This is a genomic window from candidate division TA06 bacterium B3_TA06 (assembly GCA_005223075.1).
Taxonomy (GTDB): domain Bacteria; phylum Hydrothermota; class Tepidihabitantia; order B3-TA06; family B3-TA06; genus B3-TA06.
In genome coordinates, this window is record NJBO01000005.1 from 1 (window position 1) to 22055 (window position 22055).

23 protein-coding genes are annotated in these 22055 nt (G+C 52.0%); 22 read left to right on the plus strand and 1 reads right to left on the minus strand.

Annotated elements, in window-relative coordinates; genetic code table 11:
* Positions 1 to 175: 175 nt before the first annotated feature.
* Positions 176 to 496 carry a hypothetical protein gene (locus CEE36_04185; protein ID TKJ43239.1) on the minus strand — a complete coding sequence of 107 codons (321 nt, stop codon included), beginning with the start codon at positions 494 to 496 and terminating at the stop codon, positions 176 to 178.
* Positions 497 to 670: 174 nt separating this feature from the next.
* On the opposite strand from CEE36_04185, the gene CEE36_04190 reads away from it, so the two are divergent.
* From CEE36_04190 to CEE36_04295, 22 genes are all read left to right on the plus strand, one after another.
* On the plus strand, positions 671 to 1753 hold the full coding sequence (locus CEE36_04190; protein ID TKJ43240.1) for a hypothetical protein: 1083 nt from the start codon (positions 671 to 673) through the stop codon (positions 1751 to 1753).
* Between the two features lie 588 nt (positions 1754 to 2341).
* Positions 2342 to 4072, plus strand: coding sequence for a peptidase U62 (locus tag CEE36_04195; GenBank protein ID TKJ43241.1), 1731 nt, complete (start codon positions 2342 to 2344; stop codon positions 4070 to 4072).
* Positions 4073 to 4083: 11 nt separating this feature from the next.
* Positions 4084 to 5754 carry a hypothetical protein gene (locus CEE36_04200; protein TKJ43242.1) on the plus strand — a complete coding sequence of 557 codons (1671 nt, stop codon included), beginning with the start codon at positions 4084 to 4086 and terminating at the stop codon, positions 5752 to 5754.
* A 614-nt stretch (positions 5755 to 6368) separates the two neighbouring features.
* Positions 6369 to 6584 carry a hypothetical protein gene (locus tag CEE36_04205; GenBank protein ID TKJ43243.1) on the plus strand — a complete coding sequence of 72 codons (216 nt, stop codon included), beginning with the start codon at positions 6369 to 6371 and terminating at the stop codon, positions 6582 to 6584.
* A gap of 126 nt (positions 6585 to 6710) precedes the next feature.
* Positions 6711 to 6929, plus strand: coding sequence for a HicB family protein (locus tag CEE36_04210; protein ID TKJ43244.1), 219 nt, complete (start codon positions 6711 to 6713; stop codon positions 6927 to 6929).
* Positions 6930 to 7004: 75 nt separating this feature from the next.
* Positions 7005 to 7196 carry a hypothetical protein gene (locus CEE36_04215; protein ID TKJ43245.1) on the plus strand — a complete coding sequence of 64 codons (192 nt, stop codon included), beginning with the start codon at positions 7005 to 7007 and terminating at the stop codon, positions 7194 to 7196.
* A gap of 42 nt (positions 7197 to 7238) precedes the next feature.
* On the plus strand, positions 7239 to 8153 hold the full coding sequence (locus CEE36_04220) for a hypothetical protein (GenBank protein ID TKJ43246.1): 915 nt from the start codon (positions 7239 to 7241) through the stop codon (positions 8151 to 8153).
* On the plus strand, positions 8146 to 8604 hold the full coding sequence (locus CEE36_04225) for a hypothetical protein (protein TKJ43247.1): 459 nt from the start codon (positions 8146 to 8148) through the stop codon (positions 8602 to 8604). The genes CEE36_04220 and CEE36_04225 overlap by 8 nt, the downstream gene beginning before the upstream one ends.
* A gap of 303 nt (positions 8605 to 8907) precedes the next feature.
* Positions 8908 to 9930 carry a hypothetical protein gene (locus tag CEE36_04230; GenBank protein ID TKJ43248.1) on the plus strand — a complete coding sequence of 341 codons (1023 nt, stop codon included), beginning with the start codon at positions 8908 to 8910 and terminating at the stop codon, positions 9928 to 9930.
* Positions 9931 to 9998: 68 nt separating this feature from the next.
* Positions 9999 to 10739: an oxidoreductase gene (locus CEE36_04235; GenBank protein TKJ43364.1), complete on the plus strand. Its 741-nt coding sequence runs from the start codon at positions 9999 to 10001 to the stop codon at positions 10737 to 10739.
* The gene (locus CEE36_04240) at positions 10736 to 12337 is read left to right on the plus strand and encodes a hypothetical protein (protein TKJ43249.1); all 1602 of its coding nucleotides are present in this window, start codon (positions 10736 to 10738) and stop codon (positions 12335 to 12337) included. The genes CEE36_04235 and CEE36_04240 overlap by 4 nt, the downstream gene beginning before the upstream one ends.
* Positions 12313 to 12792 carry a ferredoxin gene (locus CEE36_04245; protein TKJ43250.1) on the plus strand — a complete coding sequence of 160 codons (480 nt, stop codon included), beginning with the start codon at positions 12313 to 12315 and terminating at the stop codon, positions 12790 to 12792. Before CEE36_04240 ends, CEE36_04245 begins: the two co-directional genes overlap by 25 nt.
* On the plus strand, positions 12789 to 13736 hold the full coding sequence (locus tag CEE36_04250; protein ID TKJ43251.1) for a hypothetical protein: 948 nt from the start codon (positions 12789 to 12791) through the stop codon (positions 13734 to 13736). The genes CEE36_04245 and CEE36_04250 overlap by 4 nt, the downstream gene beginning before the upstream one ends.
* The gene (locus CEE36_04255) at positions 13736 to 14173 is read left to right on the plus strand and encodes an NADH:ubiquinone oxidoreductase (GenBank protein TKJ43252.1); all 438 of its coding nucleotides are present in this window, start codon (positions 13736 to 13738) and stop codon (positions 14171 to 14173) included. Before CEE36_04250 ends, CEE36_04255 begins: the two co-directional genes overlap by 1 nt.
* Positions 14173 to 14694 carry a hypothetical protein gene (locus CEE36_04260; GenBank protein TKJ43253.1) on the plus strand — a complete coding sequence of 174 codons (522 nt, stop codon included), beginning with the start codon at positions 14173 to 14175 and terminating at the stop codon, positions 14692 to 14694. The genes CEE36_04255 and CEE36_04260 overlap by 1 nt, the downstream gene beginning before the upstream one ends.
* Entirely contained in the window at positions 14660 to 15880 is a 1221-nt protein-coding gene (locus CEE36_04265) for an NADH:ubiquinone oxidoreductase (GenBank protein ID TKJ43254.1), read from the plus strand. Before CEE36_04260 ends, CEE36_04265 begins: the two co-directional genes overlap by 35 nt.
* Positions 15877 to 17280: a hypothetical protein gene (locus CEE36_04270; GenBank protein TKJ43255.1), complete on the plus strand. Its 1404-nt coding sequence runs from the start codon at positions 15877 to 15879 to the stop codon at positions 17278 to 17280. Before CEE36_04265 ends, CEE36_04270 begins: the two co-directional genes overlap by 4 nt.
* Before the next feature lies 1 nt (position 17281).
* Positions 17282 to 19237, plus strand: a complete 1956-nt coding sequence (locus CEE36_04275; protein ID TKJ43256.1) for a hypothetical protein — start codon at positions 17282 to 17284, stop codon at positions 19235 to 19237.
* Positions 19230 to 19763 (plus strand): hypothetical protein, encoded by a 534-nt coding sequence (locus CEE36_04280; GenBank protein ID TKJ43257.1) that lies wholly within the window; start codon positions 19230 to 19232, stop codon positions 19761 to 19763. Before CEE36_04275 ends, CEE36_04280 begins: the two co-directional genes overlap by 8 nt.
* Positions 19760 to 20197, plus strand: coding sequence for a sodium:proton antiporter (locus tag CEE36_04285; protein TKJ43258.1), 438 nt, complete (start codon positions 19760 to 19762; stop codon positions 20195 to 20197). The genes CEE36_04280 and CEE36_04285 overlap by 4 nt, the downstream gene beginning before the upstream one ends.
* Before the next feature lie 4 nt (positions 20198 to 20201).
* Positions 20202 to 20540, plus strand: a complete 339-nt coding sequence (locus CEE36_04290) for a cation:proton antiporter (GenBank protein TKJ43259.1) — start codon at positions 20202 to 20204, stop codon at positions 20538 to 20540.
* A gap of 6 nt (positions 20541 to 20546) precedes the next feature.
* Positions 20547 to 22055 carry an NADH/ubiquinone/plastoquinone (complex I) gene (locus CEE36_04295; protein ID TKJ43260.1) on the plus strand — a complete coding sequence of 503 codons (1509 nt, stop codon included), beginning with the start codon at positions 20547 to 20549 and terminating at the stop codon, positions 22053 to 22055.

Below are 22055 nucleotides of genomic sequence, written 5' to 3' on the forward strand. Positions count from 1 at the left end.
TTACACCGATTGATTCTTAGTTTGATCCCCCTTCAATTCCCCCTTAAAAAGGGGGACAGCTAAGGTAGCCCCCCTTCGATAAGGGGGGTAGGGGGGATTAGATTATCGACAGAGGGGGGAGTGGCGTCCTTCCACGGGGTCCCCGCGACTTCGTGAAGCGAAGGCGTGGGGTGTATTAAAGCATCAGCAGGATAACGGTTACGCAGGCGGCGGCAAGCAGGGGTGAGGCTACGGCCCAGAACACCAGCGGCGGCTTGTCCTGGCGCCGGGTGTCGTAGCGTCCGGAGGACGCATGCGTGTTACGGGTGTTACGGGTGTTATGTCCTTGCGACCGGAGCGCAAGCTCCGAGTAATTATGAGAATGCCCCGAAGGGGTACGGGTGTTACGGGTGTCGGGCTCGCGGCTGGTCAGCTTTCTTACGGCGGCGATAAAACGCATTGCCGCAAGAATCGCAACCGCGCACGCGATGAGTATTATAAGCACCGTTCCAAGCATGTAGTTGTCATTGTAATGAGATAAAGGAGATAGTCAAGGAAACGGATGCTTTGGAGGCAGATAGGGTTGACAAACACCTGAGAAGAGTTATAATTAACCCGGATAGTTAAAGCGGATATCTACCACAGCAGATATCGTATACTGTAAATCAATTTTAAAAGGAGGATATATAAAATGCTTCTGCCTATTTTTACTTCAGAAGACGACGTAGAGATAATAGTCAATTATTTGAAGACAAAAGTTAAGGGTGCAACAATCGCGGACGCTAAGGCTACTCTCAAGAAGAAAATCCTTGATCCAAGAAAAATTAGGGCTTATCGAACTTGGGGTATTATATCCAAGGAGGGTGAGAATATAAAATTGACTCCTCTTGGCCAAGAGTTAGGAAGAGCGGCAGAAACTAATAAACCTGCGATTTATGCTCAAATCCTTCGTAAGATTAAGCCCTATTTTTCGGTTCTTGAGTGGATCTATCATCAAAATCTGGATAAGGTTACGAACGTAGAAGTTGCTACTCATTGGGATGAACATTATAAATCCTACTTAGGTACAGCCAACGAGACTGCTATCAAGGATATGGCTGTTTGTTTCTTTCGTCTTACTCAAGCAGCAGGATTAGGGCAACTCGTAATGGGGTGGGGAGAGAAACTAACCCATGTTGAGATTTTTAAGGAGGCTGTCCAGCAATTTATTGAGGGAGGTGTTAAGATAGAAGAAGAACCGGAAGAAGCACAGCCACTAGTAGAGGAAGAAAAACGAGAGCCTTTGGAACCGGAACCGAGCAGACCTCCAAGGAAATTGCGCGTATTTATATCTCACGGCAAAAACATGAATATTGTGGCTAAGGTTAAGGAGATTCTCGACCTAGTAGACTTTGATTACGAGATTGCAGTAGAAGAGGAAACCACTGCTATTCCGGTTCCCGATAAAGTTTTTTCAGCTATGCGGAGATGTGATGCCGCAGTTATATGCGTGACGGCGGACGAGAAAGAAAAACGCACGGATGAAAAATCAGGGGAAGAGTTCTATGGTGTGAATGAAAATGTTCTCATAGAGATCGGTGCTGCATTTGTACTTTACGAGAAGAAGGTGGTTTTAGTGTGGGATACAAGAGTTAAGGTTCCATCTAATTTGGGTGGTCTTTACCGGTGTGAATTTTCCGGAGATGAATTGTCATGGGATGCTGGAACGAAGTTGATGAAGGCTGCTAAGAAGTTTAAAGAGCAGGCATTCGATTTTACGAAGCTAGAAGAGTAGCTTGCTTTAGAACAAAGACAGGAGGTAAGAAATGTCTTTACCCAAGACTAATTGTGCCTCTTGTGGTCGTATAATACTAAGCTATGGCTCGGGGTCAAGTCCGTTAGACTTTGTCCAGCTATGTCCTAAGTGTTACGAAAAGGCTGTTGAAGAAGAGAGAAGATCGGCTGAGAAGATAAATAGAGACGTGAAAACTATAATCGAGGATTGCGACAGATGTAATGGAACAGGTCGTGCTCATGGGTATAAATGCATGGCGTGCGATGGAACAGGCAAGAAAGAACGTAGAGAAGGATTCACTTATATCCCCAACTATGGAAGATATATAAAATGCCCTCCCGCGGATGAGTAGTTTCTAGCCCCCTCCTGGTTTACCGTCCGCAGTCCTTCGCCCCAAACCCCACAAAAGGCTCCCAGGGGGGTGCGACTGCGTCGCAATATCAAATTGCAAAATGGAACGGCTCACAGCGAACGGCAGGGGCACGCTGACGCGCGCATTGCAAAGTTACTCCGCAAGCGTCGCCCTTCGTACACTTGACAAGTGGTAGCGTAGGAGTAGAGTTACACATTCATAAAAAGGAGGCGATAATGAGAGCAAAGGTTTTGCTGGTTCCAGCACTTCTAGGGTTCGCAACACTCTGGGCCGGGGCCAATCCAATCCTCAACACAATGCAAGCCGAGCTTGACCGCTCGATGCAAAAACTCCAACTGGAAGGCGAAAAGCCACCGTATTTCATAAGCTATCTTTTGGTAGACCGGAAAGAGTTTTCAACCAAAGCCAGCCTGGGCGCGCTCATGGATTCAGACGACGAGCATTACCGATTCTTATACGTTCAGGTTCGTGTCGGGGATTATGAGTTCGATAATATGCCGGCACCTGAGGAACTCTTCAGCTGGGATGAAGATAAACAAGAGCAGGATGCGGAGTACGCCAAAGTCCCCATCCCTTTGACCGACGACCCTGCTCTTTTGAGACACGCCCTGTGGCTCGCGACCGATATGCGCTACAAGTGGGCGCTTAAGCAATTTGCCAAGAAAGAAGGGCAAAGGCTAAGAGAGGTCCAGGAGGAGCGGTCAGATGACTTCTCTCAAGAGGAGCCTTGCTCCTATATCGGGAAACAGGCAAGCTTTGTAATCAACGAGACGAAATGGGAAGAGAATGTAAAGAACTATTCCTCCTTATTCAAGGAATACCCTGAGATTTTAGAATCCAGGGTCTCATTCTCGGTCGAGGCGAGGAATGATTATTTTACAAGCAGTGAAGGCTCTAGCATCCAGCATGGTAAGGTCTATTACTGGTTACTCATCAGCGCTTCAACCAAAGCGCCTGACGGGATGTGGGTTAGAAGCTACCGGAACTTCTTCGGCTGGGATGAGAAAGACCTGCCGGATGATGCGGAAGTACAGATGGAGATCCAGGCCCTTGTCAATGAGGTCCTGGCGCTGCGGGATGCGCCTGTAATGGAGGCCTACGCCGGTCCTGCCCTGATTGAGAGCCGGGCTGCGGCAGTGTTCATGCACGAGACCTTTGGACACCGCCTGGAGTCGCATCGGCAGGAGTCCAAGGAGTATGGTGAGATTTTTAAAGACAAGGTTGGCACAAGAATCATGCCTGCATTCATCTCGGTCTATGACGACCCTACAATTAAGGAATACCAGGGGATACCGCTGGATGGCTACTACCTGTTTGACGACGAGGGAGTGGCCGGCCGGCGCACCGAGCTGATAAAGGACGGTATCCTTGTTGATTTTCTCTGTTCCCGAAGACCCATAAAAGGGTTTAATAACTCCAACGGTCATGGTCGGGCGATGATGCAGATGGTGGGTTATGGTGACGTCCCGGTTTCCAGACAGGGGAACCTGATACTAGAGACCTCGAAACCGGTTCCTTTCGGTAAGTTGAAAAAACGCCTCCTATCCGAATGCCGAAAGCAGAATAAACCCTACGGCCTGATCTTTGTCCGGTCAGAGGGTGGCGGGACTATTACCGGCCGCTATTACATGGAGTCTTACCAATCCTATCCTCTCCTGGTCTACAGGGTTGATGCCAGAACCGGAAAAGAGGAGCTTGTCCGGGGCGTGAAGTTTGGGGGAACTCCCCTGGTTAGTTTAGACAAGATAGTGGCGACCGGTGATGACCCCGAGGTGTTCAACGGTCACTGCGGCGCCGAATCAGGCGTGGTACCGGTTGGAATTATCTCACCCAGTATCCTGTTAAGTGAGATTGAGATTGCCAAGCAGCCTGCCGGCATTCAGAAACCACCTATCCTTCCTCCGCCGTCTGGTGAGGAAGTTGATAACCAATCACCGGAATTTTAAAGGAGGCTGAGATGAAAAGCATTAAATTCATGATTTTGTCACTGGCGATCTGCAGTTTTGCCTGGGCCGCCCCCCAGAATCCAATCCTTAAAGCAATGGAGGGTGAACTCAACCGGTCTATCCAGAACCTTGTGATGGAGGGGCAGGAGAGACCTTATTTCCTGAGCTATCGGGTTACCGATCAGACCTATATCACGGTTGAGGCAAGCCTGGGAGCCATTACCCAATCGGACGAGTCACGATCCCGCAGACTGTCCGTCGATTTGCGGGTTGGAAGCTACGAGCTCGATAACAGCGGCGTGAAGAAGTCGAGATGGGAATACGATGAGGAGGAACGGAAGTATTCAAACATGCAGGTTTCGATAGATGACGATACAATAGGCCTGAAGCACAATCTCTGGCTTGCCACCGACTATGGGTATAAGAAGGCTGTGGAGGACTTCTCAAAAAAGCGCAGGGACATCGCCTTAAACCCCGAGGAGGAGAGACCTGCAGACTTCAGCGACGAAACCCCGGTGGTCTTTGTAGGAGATGAGATTAAGGTCTCGGTGGACAGAGCGGAATGGGAAGAAAGGGTAAAGCGCTACTCTGCCCTGTTTGCCGAATACGAAGATATCACCATCTCAAGGGTCAGGTTCGATGTCCAGGCGAAGACTGCATATTTCGTTTCTAGCGAGGGTTCAAAAATCCAGGACGGAGACGCCCTCTACTCCATCGAGATAGAGGCCAGCACCCGGAGCGAAGACGGAATGCCTTTAAGGGATTATCGCAGGTTCTACAGCTATGACGGGATATGGGACGAGGAAAGAATTAAAACTGAGATTACCGAGATGGCTAAGGGATTGATAACCATCAAGGAAGCCGAGGCTTGCGAGTCCTATGCCGGACCGGTACTCATCGCGGCCCCGGCATCAGGTGCGTTCGTTTCAGCGGTGCTCGCGCCATTGTTAAAGGCGGATAAGAAGCGGTGGAAAGATGAAGAGGGGTTGCAAAATAAGGTGGGTGAACGAGTTATCCTGCCATCCATCTCGGTGTATGACGACCCGACAATAAACACCTACAAAGGCCAGACCCTGGTGGGTTATTACCGGTTTGACGATCAAGGGGTAGCCGCCCAGAGGGTAAACCTGATTTCCAGAGGGGTGCTTCGCAACTTCCTCTTATCACGCTCACCGGTAAAGGGATTTGATAAATCCAACGGCCACTCCAGGGACGGTGTAAAGATCGGGAATCTCATTTTAGAATCCTCGACACCCCAGTTTTTTAGCCGGCTAAAGAGCCGGTTGATCACAGAATGCAAGATGCAGGGAAAACCGTATGGACTTCTGGTAACCTCGGTCCGGCTTCCGGAATCCAGAGCGGGACGAAGCGTTATCATCCATATCTCAGGAGCTGAGGATGGAGGTGCGGGGCCGGTTTTGGGCGGACTCCAGCCGGTGGAGGTCTATAAGGTATATACCGATGGCAGACAGGAACCCCTGAGGGGTGTACAGGTTCTATCAAGTTCGCCCCTGGCGACCCTGGGTAAGATCATCGCCCTTGGCAACGATCCCGGGACATGGAGCACCTCGTTCGGCACCGGCTCGGTGGTAGCACCCAGTATTTTGCTCTCGGAACTGGAGATCCGCAAGACTAGCCAGGGTATGCGGACGTTGCCCATCCTGTCTCCTCCAGGGGAGTAAGGGGTTAACCCGTTCTCTCGATTAAAAAAGGGGTCCCCGCTTGTGCCCCCGTCGGGTACAAGAGCGCGGAGCGATCTTGTGGGGTGAAAAAAGTTGAACAGGAGGGGGCGCGCTGGCGCACGCAATGCAAATATCAAAATTCAAATTGCAAAATGGAAGGGGAAGCTCACAGCTCACGGCTGACAGCTGACGGCAAGGGCGCGACTGCGTCGCAATTGCAGATTACAGATTGAAGATTGGAAGATTACAGATTGAAAGATTGCTCCATAAACGTCGCCCTACGGTCAAAATGCAAAATGCACAGATCCCCCTGTATCCCCCTTGGAAAGGGGGACGTTATAGGTAGCCCCCCTTCGATAAGGGGGGTAGGGGGGATTAGATTATCGGCAGGGGCTCGCTGACACGCGCATTGCAAATATACTCCGCAAGCGTCGTCCTACGGTCAAATTGCAAAGTGGAAGGGGAAGCTTACAGCTCACGGTTCACAGCGAACGGCTGACGGCGAACGGCAATAGGGGCGACTTCGTCACCAATGCAAAAGTCAAAATGCAAATTTGGTCCTTTGCTCACTAGAGTCATCTTGACATAAGCGGAATACTACATTAAACTGCGACATGGTTAAACTACCTGTGGTTTCAGGACCTCAACTTGTCAAAGCGCTTGAAAAAGGCGGTTTTAAACTGGTCCGTACAAAGGGAAGCCATGCAAAACTTCGAAAGGGGAAGGTTCGTACAGTAGTTCCCCTCCACGATGAATTAGATAAGGGAACATTGCTTGGCATTCTGAGACAATGTGGAATGTCAAAGGATGACTTGATGAGGTTATTATAGGTTCCTAAGCCGACATTCTTTAGATCAGTTTTCCTGGATCATCTAATTCCTTTTCTTGGAGCGATGGGCTTGACAGATAGCGGATTTTCATTAAACTAATACAGTTATGAAAAAAGAGGTGAGTCCATGACCAAGAAATTTACTGGAGTAGTGCTTAAGGGGGAGCGCTGGTATGTGGCACACTGTGTTGAATTAGGGGTAGTGAGTCAAGGTAAGACTATCGAGGAAGCACAGGCTAATCTTAAGGAAGCTGTTGAGCTTTACCTTGAAGATTCCGATTTCGAGGATTTACCGGAAAGCGCGGGGGAAGTGGTGTTCTATCCAATGGAAGTAGCGGTTCCCTGAATTTTTCCACAAAGTTTTTATCCTTTTCCTCAAACCCCACAAAAAGCTCCCAGGGAGGGTGCGACTTCGTCGCCAATGCAAATATCAAAATGCAAAATGGAAGGGGAAGCTGACAGCTCACAGCGGACAGCTGACAGCATACGGCGAACAGCTGACGGCAATAGGGGCGACTGCGTCGCCAATGCAAAAGTCAAAGTGCAAATTGCAAAATGGAAGGGGAAGCTGACGGCTCACGACAAACAGCTGACGGCGAAACGCTGGCGGTAGGGAGAGGGCTTGACAAGTCCGTAAACTATCGTATACTTGGGGATGGCTGAGGACAGGTCGGGGATTAAACTCTATGAAGTCGAGTTAGTGTGGCTCATCGGCCACGTGATACTTCTCGTATACGTCCTGTTTGGCCTATTCGTATTCAAGCAACTGGAAATTGCCCATAACCTCTACTCAGCCCCGGCCTGGTTAAGCAAACCCGGTCTGGCATTTTTCCTTTCCCTCTCCCGTGGGATATCATCATGGGTTTATATGGTGCTGGCCTGGGGGTCGGTGGTGGTTCTGTTCATAAACAGAAAGATATGGTGGCTGGTTGCGTTCGCAACCGTGGTCGCCTCCACCATGGTGTTTTCAGGGATGATAGACAGCGAGTTTATTTTACTCAGGTGGGGCCTGGACAGGACTCCAGCCTGGTTGATAACCTTCCTGCTGGCATGGATAATAAACGTGTTCTGGTTCATCTACCTGTTTAAATTCAGGAAGAGATACGGGGTGAAGTGGAGGCCTTTCAAAAAGAAGATACACTTGAATCAGCCGGAAAAGGTGTGGATAGCTGGTCACGTGGTTATAATTGGATGGCTGATATTCGGCAGGGTACTTGACGCCAACCCGGATTTGGCATACCGGTTTCAGGGAGTGGAGTATTTTGTTGGCGAAACCGGCAGGGTCCTTGTAAGTAGGGGTGAATTCGTGGCTTATATCCTTACTGCGTTGGCTTCTATGATCTTGCTGTTCAGGCATAAAAGGATAGCATGGTTTCTTGCGCTTTCGACCCTGATTGTTTCATCCGTGAGTTTTTCCACGGGTTTCCTGCAATTTAACCGCATCCTTCGGTTCAGCACCGAGGAGTGGTCGTACTTCGTGGTATTGGCTGTTGTGGCGATTGCTGCCAACGTTGGCTGGTCGTTTTACTTTATCAAGTTCCGCAAACGCTATGGGGTGGATATTGGCTGAGAAGCGTCTGCACTGGCCGGCTTGGGTGTGGATAGTGGGAAGTCTTTTTGCCGCAGGGGGATTTATAGTTGTGACTATTGTAAAGATTTCTCATGGAATCGAAGGTGACACTGATGTCATCTGGTTGGACGTCTTCAAAGCGTTTGGGCTGAGATGTTTTAATATCCTCATATTGATTGCATCAGCTGTCACGATGTTGATTAAACGTAAAATCGGCTGGATTTTTGCGCTTGTTACGTTAGCTTTTACGCTTGTTTATCGTTCAGTATCGTGGATATGGTGGTTGTTCAGGGGAGAAATTGAAGCGGAAACGACGGGACAACTTTTGTTTCTTTTGATTGTCGTAGTTTTAACATTCGGGATACCTATCGCTTGGTTGATATATTTCATACGCGCAAGAAAAAGATATTGCCCATCCAAATCTAACCCAGTCATATCACCTTACCTTTAATGCTCCTTTTCTCGCAAGCGAGAAAAGATCGCAGGGTCGCTTCGCTCCTCAGAATGACGGCAAGGGACGAACGGCTCACAGCTGACAGCAGACGGCAGGGGCGCGACTACGTCGCGATTGCAAAATGCAAAGTGCAAATTGCAAAATGCAGAATTGCTCATTTTGTGCTGGCGCACAAAAGATCGCAGGGGACATAGGAGGGGGGGCAACCAGTAGAACACAAGATGCCGTGTGCCTAATACCTAGCTGAATTAACGTTTAAATAACTTGACAAGCACTGATTTCCGAGTATAGTTCGCGGCAATGAGGTCTCTTTTTTTACCCCTAGCCTCAATTCCCGCATTCTATACCCAGTTGGCAAAATATGGCGAAACCTACCACCCGCGCGTGCTTGACAGTCACGCCATCTACGAGCTCTGGCGCGAGGAGGAGATTGCAGCAGAGGAACTTCACCAAGCCCTCAAGATGGTTCGACCGGTAGAGCCTTTGAAGGAGTTTTTCCTGCGCTCACGTGAGCGGGTGGCAAGCTTCCCGCAGCTTTTCTCCAAGGACATCAAACCTAAGGTGATAGTGGGCGCGAAGGACTGCGACATCCGCTCGCTTATTGAGATTCAGGATAACGTCTACCTGAAGGGCGTGCTCGAGGACCCGTTCTACAAGGAGCGCCGGGAGAAGTATCTCGTTGTTACCGTGGATTGCCCTGAACCTGCAGATACCTGCTTCTGCCTGCGGATCGGCGGCAAACCTTACTCTGTCTGGGGTGGAGACCTCAACCTATCCTTCGGCGAGGAAGGGATAATCGTAGATGTGCTTTCCGCAAAGGGGGAAGAGGCTGTGGAGAAGATGGGGGATTTCCTCAAGGAGGTGGATAAAAAAGAGATTAAGAAGCGCGACAAACATCGTACCGACGCCGAGCGCAGGCTTGCCAAGGTCAACCCCGATGAGTTTGCCCCGGACCTTCCCGATCGGATTGAGCATCAACTTGATACCACGTTCTGGGCCAAGGCCCTGGCCAACTGTGTTGACTGCCAGGCCTGCGAGCGGATCTGCCCGACGTGCTACTGCTTCCTGCTTTATGATATCCCTGTCGGTAAGGGGGTTGAACGTGTCAAGGTGCTTGACTGGTGCTACCACGCCGCCTATGGCAGGGTAGGCGGTGGCGTGAACCCGCTTGCACATTTTTCTCACCGGCTGCGTAACCGTTTCGAGTGCAAGTTTATGGCCTTTCCGCGCAACTTCAAGGTTTCCGCCTGCACCGGCTGCGGGCGCTGTATCGCCGGGTGCACGGGTAAGATAGACATTCGTGAGGTCCTGAGGGCGCTGTGAATCCCTACGAATCCCGCCAGGCTAAGGTCAAGGAAGTTATCATCGAGACCCCGACCATCCGCACGTTTATGTTGGAACCAAAGCCGGCGCTCTCATTCCACGCGGGCCAATTTATCGAGCTGACGGCCCCCGGGGTTGGAGAGGCACCATTTACACCGTCGTCCTCTCCATACGTGGAGGAAAGTATGGAGGTTACGATAATGAAGGTCGGTCGCGTCACCTCGAAGCTCTTTGATGTTCGTCCTGGCGACACATTGGCTGTCCGCGGTCCGTATGGCGTACCCTATGAGACAGACCGCTATGAAGGGCGTCACGTGCTTATAGTGGGTGGTGGCGTTGGGCTCGCGCCGCTGCGATCGCTCTTTCTTGCACTTCTGCACAACGTCTCCGCATACAAGAAGATTCATCTCTACTACGGGGCACGCACCCCCAAGGATATAGTCTACGACCGTCTGTTCAAGGAGTGGGGCAAGATCAAGAATGTGGAGATACGCCGCAGCGTTGACGTGGGGGATAAGAACTGGAAGGAGAAGGTGGGCGTTGTGACCGTGCTTTTGGACAATCTTCCCTTCAAACCCAAGGACGGCCTTGCCGTTGCCTGCGGACCGCCTGTTATGATGAAGTTTGTCACCAAAAGGCTCCTTGAGCTGGGGTTTGCAGATGAGGATATCTACCTCTCGATGGAGAAGAATATGTCGTGTGGATTCGGTAAGTGCGGCCACTGCCGGCTGGGAGAGCTCTTCTGCTGCAAGGACGGTCCTGTGATTACCTGGGATCGAATCAAGCATCTGGAGGATCCCTTCGTATGAGCAAGACCCCTCGCACCGTATGTCCATTCTGCAACCTGGGCTGCGAGTTGGGGTTCGAGGTTAAGGGAAGGGATATCAGGAGAGTAGATTATGTTTCCGATTCACGTAATGAAGGCAGTCTTTGCCCTAAAGGAAACGCGGCTGCCGAGATAGCCAATCACCGTAAGCGACTTTATCATCCTATCATAAAGGGCGAGCAGGCTTCGTTGGCAGAGGCGATAGAGTATCTTCGTCAAAGACTTACTGACTTCAAGCCTGACGAGGTCCTTGTGGTCTACGACGCCTCGCTTACCTATGAGGAGGCTGGTTTGCTCGCGGCATGGGCAGATGGAGCTGGCTACGAGAATCTGGCTTACGTAACGTTCGGTCCGGAGTCGGCGTTCCTTTACGGTAAGTCGCCGGCAACCTCTGTAGAGAAGATCACCACCGGTGAGTATGCCTTCATTGTGGGGGACGCCTTTGGTCAGGATTCGGTCATCTCGGGCTACCTAGGCAAGGCAAAGGGTGATAACCGGAAGTTTCGCTACATAGTGGTAGATGCGTTCGAGACCAACACCTCGCACTTTGCCCACAGGTTCGTGCAGGTAAAAGCCGGTTACGAGGGGCTGTTTTTATACGGTCTTTATAAACATATTGCGAACGAAAAGATTGATCTTGAGTCTATTGCCGAGGCATGCGGGGTTGAGGTCTCGACCTTTGAGGCTGTTGCTTTGATGATTCGCAACAAGGATGGTGTTCTTGTGAATGCGCCTTCCCGTGGCCGCAGCTTTGATCACTTTCTTACCCACGCAGCCGCTCTTGGGCTCGCCGGGGTGCTTGAGCAGATGAGGTATCTTCCCCTTGGTCGCAGGGTGCCTTCCGGGGTTAGGAGTTCCTTCTACTCCTATCTTCCCATGCTCATGGGAGGACGCATCAAGGCGGTTGTGAGTTTTGGCGCTTACTTCCCCTGGGGTCAGCCTCAACTGAAGCCGGTTCTTCGTAAGGCCGAGTTCGTGACCGCAGGGGCTCTTTTTATCCCGGACGGACGTTTTGAGTTGGAGCTCGTTCTGCCGATGGCCGCTGAGATCGAAAAGCAGGGAAGTATCCTTACCCTTTTCGGTGATGCAAAACTCACCGGTGAACTTTTCCCACTTTCCGGCAGCCTGCCAGCAGGGGAGTATATAAGGCGCCTGGGTGGCACGGTGAAGCCGGTAGAGTCCCTGGTTGGGAATCATGAAGCGTTGGATGATGCCGCGATCGATGAGCGTGCCGAGGCGCTTGTGTCTTACAAGGCAAAGCGAAGAAGGGGCAGGGATTATCTTCTTGTAGGAACCCAGTCAGCGATTGGCTTTCTTTCCATCTTTGAAGAAGAGGCCTGGGTTAAGCTTAGCCCTGAAGATGCCTCCTCGCTTGGGGTTAAGGATAAGGAAGAGGTCGGGATTGAGACCGAACAGGGGGAGGCCTGGTTAAGCACGAGGATTCAGCCCGGCATACCTTCTGGCGTTGCGGTTGTCAGCACGAACCATCAACCCTCGCTTGCGCTCTTTGAGCTGGGTACGGATTCGGCAACCGGCGAAGGCCTGCTTAAGCCTTCATGGAGCAGGATATGGAAAAGGTAATAGTCCTTGATCTTGATCTATGCTGCGGTTGCGAGAGCTGCCTGGCCGCCTGCATGCAGTCACACTGGGGTGAACCCAGGATCAGACATGGCCACATAGCCGGGCAGGCTCACCTTCCATCTGCATGTCGTCACTGCGAGGACCCTTTGTGTGTAGCCTCCTGTCCTACAGAAGCCCTTGTAAAGGATGAGGAGACCGGAGTGGTTGTTCATCGTCCCTTCCTTTGCGTGGGCTGTCAGTCCTGCACCTTTGCATGTCCTTTCGGGGTCATTCAGCAGTATCTGGAAAGACACATCGCCACGAAGTGCGACTACTGTCAAGAGCGGGATGGCGGCCCCAGATGTGTGGCCAGTTGTTCTTCCTTCGCCCTTAAATATATAAGTGTTGATGAACTTCCCAAGGTGCCTTTAAACGATCGGTTCATCTCCCGTTCAGCGTCCTGGAGGCGTCAATGAATATGAGCGTCGGCTGGGTGTTCTTCTATCTCCTTGTCTTCCCAGGGTTCTTCTTTACCAGCGTGGTTGGACTTCTTTACACCTGGATAGATCGTAAGGTGACCGCCCGCATACAATTCAGGGTCGGTCCGCCCCTGCTTCAGCCGTTTTACGATTTCTTCAAGCTTCTAGGTAAAGATACCTTTGTGCCTGAAGGTGCTCCACGTTCTATTTTCCTTGGCGCTCCACTTGTAGGGCTTGCCTCGGTGAGTGTCATATCCACAGTGCTTCTTGTTTCCAATATGTTCCCCCAGCAGGCGTTTGCAGGTGATTTGATAGTTGTTCTCTACCTCTTTGTGTTCGTGCCGATTATTCTGATCATTGGTGCTTCGGCCTCCTCCAACCCGATCTCCGCGCTTGGTGCATCGCGTGAGATGAGTCTTTATCTTGCCTATGAGCTTCCGCTGCTCTTTGCTCTGGCCACGATCATAGTCAAGTCAGGCGGACTTCTGAAGATAGGGGATTTGCTGCAGTGGCAATGGGCCAATCATCCGTTTCTTTACTCAGCTTCAGGGGCGATTGCTTTTGTCTCGGCGTTTTTATGTATGCAGGCCAAGCTGGGGTTTGTTCCCTTCGATATAGCCGAGGCGGAGCAGGAGATCATGGGTGGAACCATACTGGAGTATTCAGGTCCTGCGTTGGCCGTGCTCAAACTAACCAAGGCGATGCTTTACTTTACGGCAAGCATCTTCCTTACCGTGTTTTTCTGGGGCGGGTTCCGCTCGCCGCGCCACGGCTGGTACCACATCCTGGGTTGGCTTAAGCCTGTGGCAATAATCGTTTTGATCATCCTTATCAAGAATACGAATCCCCGGTTGCGGATAGATCAGGCGTTGCGTTTCTTCTGGTCTATCGTTCTTACCCTCTCGATCGTGGGATTCATACTTGCTGCTGTGGGGCTGTGATGCTTAAGGGACTTAAGAAAGGTGCACTTGCCCGTTCTTTGTGGGTTTACCACGTTTCCGCAAGCCCGTGCAACAACTGTGATATCGAGATACTAGACCTCCTGACCCCTCGATTCGACGTGGAGCGGTTCGGGCTTCTTCTTGTCGGCTCCCCGCGTCACGCGGATGTACTCCTGGTTACCGGCGTAGTCAATAAAAAGGTGCTCGACCGGGTACTCAGGGTTTACGCCCAGACCCCTAAACCCTGCCTGGTTGCTGCGTTCGGCTCGTGCGCTATCTCAGGTGATCTTTTTGTCGACTCCTACAACTTTGCCGGCCCTTTGGATAAGCATATTCCGGTTGATGTCTATATAGGTGGCTGCCCGCCCAAGCCCGAGGCGATGATACTCGGGGTGGTGCGTGCTATCGAGAAATTAAACAAACTTAAGGACCTGTGATGCCTGATGAAGTAACCAAGACCAAGAATCTTGAAAAGAACGGCGCTTATATTCGGGGCAAAGGCTTCTGTCATCAGAGGGACAGCGAGGCTGAGTTCAAGCGGGTAGAGGGGCAATGCCGCGAGTTCTACCCTGAGGGCGAGCTCAACCTTGTCCGTAAGCGCCGTTGGTACTGGGAGATAGCTGCCGAGGATGTCGTTAAGGTCGCCGATTTCTGCTTCAATACCCTGGGCTGTCGCTTCTCGATCGCCACTGGCGAAGATATCCCAAGGGGATTTACCATACTCTATCACTTCTCCCTGGATCGTCTCGGTCTTTTAATAAACGTCCGGGTTATCCTGCCCCACGACGATCCTCAGGTTGACTCCCTCTCCGTTCTTGGCCGCGGCTTCGAGTGGATTGAGCGCGAGATGCACGAGATACTTGGGATCGGGTTCCGCGGTCTCGGTGATACCCGTCATCTCTTGCTTCCGGACGACTCACCTGATGACTATCATCCCTACAGGAGGTCCTTTGGCTGAACTCGAACGTAAGATAATCCCCATCGGGCCGTTCCACCCCTTGCAGGAGGAGGCCGAGTACTTCAAGCTGACGGTCGAGGGGGAAAAGGTAGTTGGGCTCAACATCCAGCTCGGTTACATGCACCGGGGCCACGAGAAGATATGCGAGGGTAAGACCTACGATATGATCCCCTTTGTGGTCGAGCGTATCTGCGGGATATGTTCCACCTCACATCCATTCGCATGCGTGCAGGCAATCGAAGACGCGGCAGGCATCGAGATCCCGCCCCGGGCCGCATACATCCGTACCATCGTCGGCGAGCTTGAGCGTTTGCACTCCCACCTCCTCTGGGTCGGACTTGCCGGGCACTTTTTGGGCTACAACACCGTCTGGATGTGGGCGTGGAAGTACCGCGAGCCTGTGCTGGAGATGCTTGAGCTAATTACCGGAAACCGCAACCACTATGCGATGTTCAAGCCGGGCGGTGTTCGCCGCGACATCGAAGGCGGTATGATCCCACCGCTCTTGCAGGTGCTTGACGACGCCGATAAGAAGATCATGATGCTTACCAAGGCGGTTCTGGACGATCCTGTGCTCCACCGCAGGCTTGAGGGTGTCGGGGTCCTTACCATGGAGAAGGCGGTAGAGTACAGCGTTGTCGGGCCTACCGCTCGCGCCTCGGGTCTGGCGACTGACGTTCGCAAGGACGATCCGCATGCCGCATACGATTGGATCGAGTGGGAAGAGATAGTGCTTCAAGAAGGGGATGTGTTTGCCAAGGCCAAGGTTCGTCTGCTTGAGTGCTTTGAGTCCACCAAGATCATCCGTCAGTGTCTTGGGAAGCTGAAGGATCTGCCGGCGGGCGAGATAGATGCCCGTATGGAGTATCCGCCTGACGGCGAGGGTATCGGCCGCTACGAAGCGCCTCGTGGTGAGGTCTTCCACTACGTTAAGGGCGACGGCTCACTCTATCCTAGCCGCTACAAGATCCGCGCCCCAAGCTTTATGAATATCAAGTCCAACGAGGTGGCCGTCTTAGGCGCCTCGGTTGCCGACGCAGCAATCACCTTGGCCGCGGTTGATCCCTGCTACTGCTGCACCGAGCGGATCGCTGCCTTCAACACCAAGGGCAAACTTCTTTACACGTGGGATGACCTCCTGAAGCTCTCCCAGGAGAAGACGGCACGCATGGGAGCCGGATCGTGAACGTTGTGCTGCTTTTGCTGATAGCTGTTCCGTTTATAGGTGGGCTGCTTGTGCTCTTCCCCGGACGATTCCTGCGGGTGCTGCGGTGGATATTCAGTCTTTTGACCGTTCTTGCTACTGGATTGCTTTTGGCGCTGAACTTCACCTCGGCGAGCAATAGAGGATTCAGGCTCTGGCATATTTTGGGATCGGCAGAATCCCCTCAGTTCTTTACTTCTCCCATAACCCTTGTTATCGCAGTAGCCTTTGTCTTTCTCTGTCTGATCATAATGCTTTTTTCCTTCGGGTTCTTCCGGAAGAGTGAGGAAGCAGATACCGAGTATTATTCCTTAATGCTTTTCATGCTTGGCTCCGCAATGGGTTTGCTTTTCACCAACGATCTTGTTTTCATCTATATCTTCTGGGAGATAGCGGCGGTGGCTGCCTGGCGGCTTATCGGTTTCGGTCGAACCCAGGAGAAGATATCTATCGCCGCAAGAACCCTCCTTATTAATTTCTTCGGTTCAGCCTTTATGCTGGTCGGGTTCCTTCTTCTGGCTTCAGAGTTCGGTTCGCTTAATCTAGGCGATATGGTGGGCAAGCCTATGCCTGTGCTTGCAGGTATCTTCATACTCTGCGGCGTCTTCGCAAAGTCTGCGGTGATACCACTCTACATCTGGGTTCCATCGGCATATGCGGTATCACCCACACCGGTAGTAGCTCTCCTGGCCGGGATGCTGGAGAACTTCGGACTTATCGCCTTTATGAAGATCTTTGTGGAAACCTTTGCGCTTTCAGGGGCTTGGCAGCTTTCCATCCTGTGGATAGCGCTTGCTTCCAGTATTGTAACGGGTGGAGTCGCCCTTGTCGTAAACGACTACCGGCGCATCCTGGGATACTCAACCGTAAGCCAGCTTGCGTTCGTTCTTGCAGGATTTGCTATATCGCCGGCTCTGGGCATGATCGGAGCGATTCTTTTCATAATCGCGCATGGATTAGGCAAGGCGACACTTCTTATGGGGTATGGAATAGTGGAGCGCGAGATGGGCGGACGTGGCATCAGACATAAGGGGCGGCTGGTTGCTAACTTCCCGATCCTTTTTGTGGGTGTTATCATCGCAACCCTTTCAGTCATAGGTCTGCCCCCACTTCTCGGGTTCTTTGCAAAGCTCGACGTCATCTTCGGCATCCTATCCAGCGGCAGGATCCTCATAGGAGCAGGATTTATCCTTGCTTCGATCCTCACCCTGCTCTATATGCTCAGGCTCTTTTCGTCCGTTTTTCTTATGGGCAAGAAACCGGAGCCACAGATGTCTCAATCCGTTTTCCTCTCCATACTCGTTCTTGTGATATCCCTTTCCCTTTTCGGTGCCAGTTTTGCAATAAAGCCGCTTTTGGCCTACATCGGAGCAGGAGGATAGGATGCGGTATCTATTGCAGCCGATGACATTGCTCGTTCTTATTCCCTTGGTCGGGGCGTTGCTGGCGTTTTTGATTCGTCCTGCTCGCCGTTATATAGCCATAGCAGCGGCTCTTGGAACCGGTTATTTCGCTCTGCGGATCTTCTTGGATGGGCTTAGCGGAACCGGAACCTCGCCTATCCCTTTACCCGAGGTATTCGGGATTGCTAACCGCCTTCAAGCTGATGGGCTTTCAGGTGTCATCTTACTGCTTGTTTCCGGATTCGCGCTCCTTATATTCCTTTACAGCTTCCGCTTCCGCGGCGGGCCCCGGGATGACTGGAAGTTCTTTACCTTCGCTCTTCTCACCTACGGTGCGGCAAACGGGGCGCTTTTGGCCAGCTCCGTGCTTGTTCTTTACTTCTTCTGGGGGGTTCTGCTTTTTACTGTGTATGGACTCCTGTTCTACGGCAGGGGAGACGTGGAGATGGCCGCACGCAAGATGTTTGTTCTGAACGGTGTGGCCGACTTCCTGTTGCTGTTCGGGTTACTTGTTTTTATCATATATACCAAACAGCAGGGAGTAGAGCCAGGACAACTTGCCTACTTCCCTGGTATGAGGCGTTTTGCGCTCACAGACCCTCTGGCTATTGTTGCTTTTGTTTGCATCGCTGCCGCTGCTTTAACCAAGGCCGGGGCGTTCCCGATGCATACCTGGATTCCCAAAGCGGCGGAATCGGCTCCTGCAGAAACAATGGCGTTCATTCCTGCCAGCCTGGATAAGCTGTTGGGTATCTACCTGTTTGTCCGGCTTTGCTACTCCATCTTTGATATTCGTTCCAACCTTACCATACAGCTCATATTCCTTACGATAGGGGCGGTTACCGTTCTTGCCGCGGTGTTCATGGCTCTTGTTCAAAAGGACGCCATGCGGCTTCTTTCCTACCACGCGGTGAGCCAGGTAGGTTACATGATCCTGGGGATAGCGTCGGGAACTGTGATTGGAATCGCTGGTGGATTCTTCCACATGATGAATCATGCTATCTACAAGAGCACCCTCTTCCTTACCGGCGGAGCGGTGAGACGCCAGACCGGGGAGAGCGATCTTGAGAAGCTGGGAGGGCTTGCACGGGCTATGCCCGTTACCTTCTTCTCATTCCTTATAGCGGCTATGGCCATCTCAGGCGTGCCGCCGCTCAATGGTTTTGTGTCCAAGTGGCTTGTCTACCAGTCGTTTGTTGAACTGGGGCGGACCCAGCCTTTCTTCCTTGTCTTCCTGGTTGCAGGAGCGTTCGGCAGCGTGCTGACCCTCGCATCCTTCCTGAAGCTTACCCATTCTCTCTTCCTCGGCAGGCGGCCAAAACCGCTGGAAGGGGTCAAAGAGGTATCCTTCACCGGCTGGTTCCCACCCCTCCTGATGGCTTTGGCCTGTATAGCCTTCGGAGTCTTTGCCTTCAGGCTGCCCCTGCGTTATCTTGTCTCCCCGGCGCTTTCCGCATCGGTTATAGTTCCTTTAGGGCACTTTTCTCCGCTTGCTTTTGCAGCGATCGTGCTTGTCATCCTGTCTCTTGGTTTCCTTATCTACGTTGTCGGCGGCACCTATAGGCCTCGTCCGCGCAAGGTCTTCTTGGGCGCTGAGGAGTTGACCGAGGAGGAGATGCATCTTTCCGGCCCGCACTTCTACTCATCTATCAAAGAGATCAAGATATTTAGGGAGTTCTACCGCTTTGCAGAAGGAGGTTCCTTCGATTCCTTCCATTACATAGAGGGCGTCGCCGGGGTCATTGGGAAGACCTTGAAGAGGTTGATAGATGACGCCCTTAACGCATTCGTGCGTTTTGTAAGATACTTTTCCAACCTGGCAGGCAAAGGGTTTAGCCTTTTGCATACCGGAGGGTTGTCGTTTTATCTGGGTTGGATATTATTGGGGATCTTGATTTTGATCCTGTTCCTGATTCGAGGAGGCGGCGGTGCTTGAGCTTATCGTTTTGTTGATCTTTATGATAGCGGCCGGTATTGTGGCTGTCGAGATCCGCGACCTCCTGGCTTCGGTGATAGCGTTAGGTGCGGTGGGGTTCGCTGTAGCCATTGGGTTCATAATGCTTGCAGCGCCCGATCTGGCCATAGTTCAGATCGTGATCGAGGTTCTCTCGGTGGTATTCTTTGTTGCGGTGATCCTGAAGACGACACACGTGGATTCTGCAGCAGGACGACCTTATAAACCGGCTGATATCTTTACCTTTGTGGTGTTCGGGGTGTTTGCGCTAGCCTTTGTCTACTTCGGTATCAGGCTGCTTGCAGGTCTTGCCCCTATGAGTCGGGAGCTCGGTCAGGTTGCAAGTCACTATCTAACGCAGGGTCTGGCAGAGACCGGGGCAGTGAACCGCGTAACCTCGGTGGTGCTCGACTACCGGGCGTTGGACACCCTGGGCGAGGCAACGGTTCTGTTTACCGCGGTGATGGGAGTCCTTGCAGTTCTCAGGCTTGAAGGGAGAAGGAAATGAGTGGAATGACCCCGATTGTCAAGGTGGTAGTCCGCCTCGTTGGAGGATTCATTTTCCTTTACGGCTGCTACATCGTGCTCTACGGGCATCTCTCGCCCGGAGGCGGGTTCGCAGGCGGGGCGATTATAGCTGCAGGCCTTATACTTTCAAGGCTTGCATTCGGCACAACCGCAAAGCAGGAGAAGAGCGCCTCGATCTCCTCGTCCATCTTCGAAAGCACCGGTGGACTTCTCTTCCTTCTCGTTGGTTTGCTTGGGCTCTTTGTCGGCGGATACTTCTTTATAAATCTCTTTCCTTCCTTTGGCACACAAGGAAGGCTTGTCTCTGCCGGCTCTATCCCCTTCTCTAACATTGCGATCGGCATCAAGGTAGCGGCGGCTATACTTTCCATCTTCCTTGTGCTGGCGTCAACCAAATACATATTCAAGGAGTGATGCGGTGATTATCCTGGTTGCTTCATTGATTCTGTTTCTTGTTGGGCTTTATGCCATAATCACCAAGCGCAACATGATAAAGGTAGCGGTGGGGTTTTCGCTTATGGAGTACTCGGTAAACTTTCTGTTTGCTATTGTGGGATTTCGCCCCGGCGCCTTGCCGCCCATACTCCAGGTGGTTGAGGTAGGTAAGGTTTACTCCGATCCCTTGCCTCAAGCCCTGGTGCTTACCGCTATAGTGATCGGTCTTGGCGTTACTGCTTTCATGCTCTCGTTGATATTACGGCTTTACAACCGCATCGGTTCCTTTGATCTCGAAGAGATCAAGAGGCTGAAAGGATAGCTGGTTATGGAGACATTTCCGGTTCTTTTGATTGCAATCCCCCTGGGCGGCGCATTTCTCGTCCCTATTCTCTACAAGGCCTGGAAGCGTTTGGCAGAGATCGTGGCTGGGCTTTGCCTAGCGGCTGTTTTGGCTTTGAGTATCTATCTCGCCTTCTTCCTTGTGCCTGGGAAGCCCCTGGTATACCTCTTCGGCAACTGGCCGGTTCCTTTGGGGATCGCGTTCGCGGTTGATAGGCTCTCCGCGTTCATGCTACTGGTTGTCTCTATGCTGGTTTTCTTCTCCTACCTCTTTGCTATCCGATACATGGATCACTTCACCGGGTCGGGCAAGTTCTATACCCTGTATCTTTTGATGCTTGTCGGGATGAACGGGGTGGTGATGACCGGCGATCTGTTTAACATGTTTGTGTTTATGGAGATCGCGGGTCTCTCCTCCTATGCGTTGGTTGCATTCGGCACTGAGGCTGATGAGTTGGAAGCCGGCTTCAAATACATGGTGATGGGTGAGATCGCGAGTCTGATGATCCTTCTGGCGATCGCATTAATCTACGCCGCTACCTCAACCCTTAATCTTGCGGATATCTCCCGTGCATTTGCCGCCATGGATAAGACCCCTGGCTTCTGGTTTGTGCTCATCCTCTTGATGTCCGGCTTTTCGATCAAGGCAGCGCTTGTTCCTTTCCACTCCTGGTTGCCTGACGCGCACCCCTCGGCTCCTGCTCCGATCTCAGCGTTGCTTTCGGGTGTTTTTATCAAGGTGCTGGGGGTTTATGCTATGGCACGGATTCTCTTCAACGTATACGGCGTCTCACGAGCCAGCTACCCCGAGGTCTTTAATGCACTTCTGATCCTCGGACTTGCCTCGATTATTATTGCAAGCCTGCTTGCCCTTTATCAGAAGGACTACAAGCGGCTTCTGGCCTACTCAAGCATCAGTCAGATCGGCTACATTGTGCTTGCGTTGGGTATAGGCAATGAGCTCGCCCTTATAGGTGCGTTAGCGCATATCCTGAGCCACTCGCTCGGTAAGGGGCTTCTGTTTCTCACCTCAGGTTCTGTCGTCTACCGTGTTGGAGAACGCGACATAACCAAGTTTACCGGTGGGCTGGGCAAGCAGATGCCCTGGACCTCGCTTTCCTATAACCTGGGCGCTCTTTCTGTTGCCGGCATGCCTCCTTTCCTGGGCTTCTTCTCCAAGCTGTTTATTATCCTGGGCGCGGTAAAAGCGGGGTTCATCGTCCCTGCCGTCGTAGCCGGGCTCTTTGCTGTGGTTACCTTGGGCTATCTCTTGAAGATCACCAACAAGGTATTCTGGGGCAAGGAGGGTATAGGAGGGATAAAGGAGTCCCCGTTCGTTATGGTCTTCGCCATGGTCTGTCTTGTTGTTCTGTTGGTGGCAGGCGGCGCGTTCTTCTTCTGGCTCAAACCCCACCTTTTGCAGCCTGCGGCAGATGTTCTGCTCAGGGGGACCGAGTATGCTGATATTGTGTTCAGGATAGGGGCGGGGGGTTAG

Excerpts from the sequence above, each read along its gene's own strand:
- CEE36_04185 (TKJ43239.1), bottom strand. The coding sequence starts at position 496 with ATGCTTGGAACGGTGCTTATAATACTCATCGCGTGCGCGGTTGCGATT.
- CEE36_04190 (TKJ43240.1), top strand. The coding sequence starts at position 671 with ATGCTTCTGCCTATTTTTACTTCAGAAGACGACGTAGAGATAATAGTC.
- CEE36_04195 (TKJ43241.1), top strand. The coding sequence starts at position 2,342 with ATGAGAGCAAAGGTTTTGCTGGTTCCAGCACTTCTAGGGTTCGCAACA.
- CEE36_04200 (TKJ43242.1), top strand. The coding sequence starts at position 4,084 with ATGAAAAGCATTAAATTCATGATTTTGTCACTGGCGATCTGCAGTTTT.
- CEE36_04205 (TKJ43243.1), top strand. The coding sequence starts at position 6,369 with ATGGTTAAACTACCTGTGGTTTCAGGACCTCAACTTGTCAAAGCGCTT.
- CEE36_04210 (TKJ43244.1), top strand. The coding sequence starts at position 6,711 with ATGACCAAGAAATTTACTGGAGTAGTGCTTAAGGGGGAGCGCTGGTAT.
- CEE36_04215 (TKJ43245.1), top strand. The coding sequence starts at position 7,005 with ATGCAAATATCAAAATGCAAAATGGAAGGGGAAGCTGACAGCTCACAG.
- CEE36_04220 (TKJ43246.1), top strand. The coding sequence starts at position 7,239 with ATGGCTGAGGACAGGTCGGGGATTAAACTCTATGAAGTCGAGTTAGTG.
- CEE36_04230 (TKJ43248.1), top strand. The coding sequence starts at position 8,908 with ATGAGGTCTCTTTTTTTACCCCTAGCCTCAATTCCCGCATTCTATACC.
- CEE36_04235 (TKJ43364.1), top strand. The coding sequence starts at position 9,999 with ATGTTGGAACCAAAGCCGGCGCTCTCATTCCACGCGGGCCAATTTATC.
- CEE36_04240 (TKJ43249.1), top strand. The coding sequence starts at position 10,736 with ATGAGCAAGACCCCTCGCACCGTATGTCCATTCTGCAACCTGGGCTGC.
- CEE36_04245 (TKJ43250.1), top strand. The coding sequence starts at position 12,313 with ATGGAGCAGGATATGGAAAAGGTAATAGTCCTTGATCTTGATCTATGC.
- CEE36_04250 (TKJ43251.1), top strand. The coding sequence starts at position 12,789 with ATGAATATGAGCGTCGGCTGGGTGTTCTTCTATCTCCTTGTCTTCCCA.
- CEE36_04255 (TKJ43252.1), top strand. The coding sequence starts at position 13,736 with ATGCTTAAGGGACTTAAGAAAGGTGCACTTGCCCGTTCTTTGTGGGTT.
- CEE36_04260 (TKJ43253.1), top strand. The coding sequence starts at position 14,173 with ATGCCTGATGAAGTAACCAAGACCAAGAATCTTGAAAAGAACGGCGCT.
- CEE36_04265 (TKJ43254.1), top strand. The coding sequence starts at position 14,660 with ATGACTATCATCCCTACAGGAGGTCCTTTGGCTGAACTCGAACGTAAG.
- CEE36_04275 (TKJ43256.1), top strand. The coding sequence starts at position 17,282 with ATGCGGTATCTATTGCAGCCGATGACATTGCTCGTTCTTATTCCCTTG.
- CEE36_04285 (TKJ43258.1), top strand. The coding sequence starts at position 19,760 with ATGAGTGGAATGACCCCGATTGTCAAGGTGGTAGTCCGCCTCGTTGGA.
- CEE36_04295 (TKJ43260.1), top strand. The coding sequence starts at position 20,547 with ATGGAGACATTTCCGGTTCTTTTGATTGCAATCCCCCTGGGCGGCGCA.